At 59.3% G+C, this 1,869-nt stretch carries 3 protein-coding genes; all 3 read right to left on the bottom strand.

Annotation, left to right across the window (positions count from 1 at the left end):
* Positions 1–547, bottom strand: a 547-nt coding sequence (gene ttcA, locus Q7T06_RS07515; RefSeq protein WP_304782792.1) for a tRNA 2-thiocytidine(32) synthetase TtcA, incomplete at its 3' end; no start/stop codon positions are given.
* 1 nt (position 548) lies between these two features.
* Positions 549–944, bottom strand: coding sequence for a dihydroneopterin aldolase (locus Q7T06_RS07520; RefSeq protein WP_304782795.1), 396 nt, complete (start codon positions 942–944; stop codon positions 549–551).
* A 45-nt stretch (positions 945–989) separates the two neighbouring features.
* Entirely contained in the window at positions 990–1,769 is a 780-nt protein-coding gene (locus Q7T06_RS07525) for an SDR family oxidoreductase (protein WP_304782798.1), read from the bottom strand.
* Positions 1,770–1,869: the final 100 nt, after the last annotated feature.

The raw sequence follows: 1,869 nt of genomic DNA on the forward strand, positions 1-1,869 counted from the left end.
CGAAGAACATGTTGAGGAAAAAGGTTTCCATGATGTCGTCGCGGTGATGGCCGAGCGCGATCTTGGTCGCGCCCAGTTCGTCGGCGACGCGATACAGGATGCCGCGGCGCAGGCGCGAACACAGCGAGCAAGTGGTCTTGCCTTCCGGGATCAGGCGCTTGACGATGCTGTAGGTATCCTGGTTCTCGATATGGAAAGGGATGCCCAGCTGCTGCAGATAGGCCGGCAGGATATGGTCGGGAAAATTCGGCTGCTTCTGGTCGAGGTTGACGGCAATGATCTCGAACTTGATCGGCGCGCGTTCGCGCAGCGTCATCAAGATATCCAGCAAGGCATAACTATCCTTGCCGCCGGACAGGCAGACCATGACGCGGTCGCCGTCTTCTATCATGTTGAAGTCGCCGATTGCCTGGCCGACCTGGCGGCACAGGCGTTTTTGCAGCTTGTTGTTTTCGTAGGTGATCTTTTCAGCCTGCTTGAAACTCAGCGCGGCGGCGCTTTCTGCCGGTGCGGACGCGAGCTCGTCATTCATCATCGATTGCGACATCTTAATTACCCTTGATCTGGAACACTTCGACGCCTACCGATTCGCAATCGGGATAGACGTCCGGTTTTTCGGTGGAGACGCGCACGGCGCGCACTTTCGGATGCGCCAGCATCGCCTTGACGACGTCGTCGCACAGGGTTTCCTGCAAATGGATATGCCCTTGCTCCATGCGCCTGGCGATCGTGCTGCGCATGTAATCGTAATCGACGACTTCTTCCAGCGAGTCGCCGGTCGGCGTCGAATCCTTCAGCGGGATGAACAGGTCGACATTGATCAGCACGCGCTGCTCGCCCTGCTTTTCAAAATCATGCACGCCGATATTGATTTGCACTTCGTAGTTGCGCAAAAACAGGCGGCGGCAATCGGAAAGGCTGGGATGGAACAGGGAAGAATTCATATATTTGGAAAGTAAGTAAGCGGTTGTGCTGCAAGGTATGCGCAATCAGGACGCGACGAACATGACGTCGCGTTGCAAGGGAATCAAATGCTGGCCGCCATCGACGACCAGCGTGGTGCCGGTAATGGCTGGCGACCCGGCGACGAAGCAGACGGCGGCGGCGATATCGTCCGGCGTGCTGGAACGGCCCAGCGGCGTCACCTTGTGTGCACGCGCAAAGCCGGCCTCGCTCTGCTCGCCCGATAACAGCGTGATGCCGGGCGCGATGCCGACCACCCGCACCTTGGGCGCCTGTGCCTGCGCCAGCATCGTGGTGGCGCTGTGCAAGGCGGCTTTCGACAGCGTGTACGATAAAAAATCAGGATTCAGGTTGAACAGCTTTTGGTCGAGGATATTGACGACCACCGACTGTGCACCGTCCGGCGTTGCATCGTACAGCGCTTGCGCCAGTATCACAGGGGCGACCAGGTTGGTGTGCATGTGCGCATCCAGCGCGGCAGTTGAAAAACTGGCGGCGCTGTCATGCTCGAACAGCGCTGCATTGTTGACCACGCAGGAAACCGGCCCCAGTTGCGCCGATGCGCGCCGCACCAGTATTTTGACGGCGGCTTCGTCGTTCAGCTTGCAGGACAGGGCCAGCGCACGCTGCCCCAGCGCCTCGATTTCGGCGACGACCGCATGCGCTTCGCGGGCGGAACTGCCGTAATGGACGACCACATCCCAGCCGCGCTGCGCCAGCGCGAGTGCAATCACGCGCCCTATGCGCTTGGCGGCGCCAGTGACGAGGGCGGTTTTTCTCAACGATGTAGTGCTATCTGTGGACATGGATGTTGTGTGTTTCGCTGATTTCTCTACAATACCGCCATGCAACTGAACCTGCCCGCACCTTCCCCGGACGCGCTGACCGCGTCACACACGCTCCAGA

It is taken from the genome of Herminiimonas sp., from assembly GCF_030645555.1.
Classification (GTDB): domain Bacteria; phylum Pseudomonadota; class Gammaproteobacteria; order Burkholderiales; family Burkholderiaceae_D; genus Oxalicibacterium.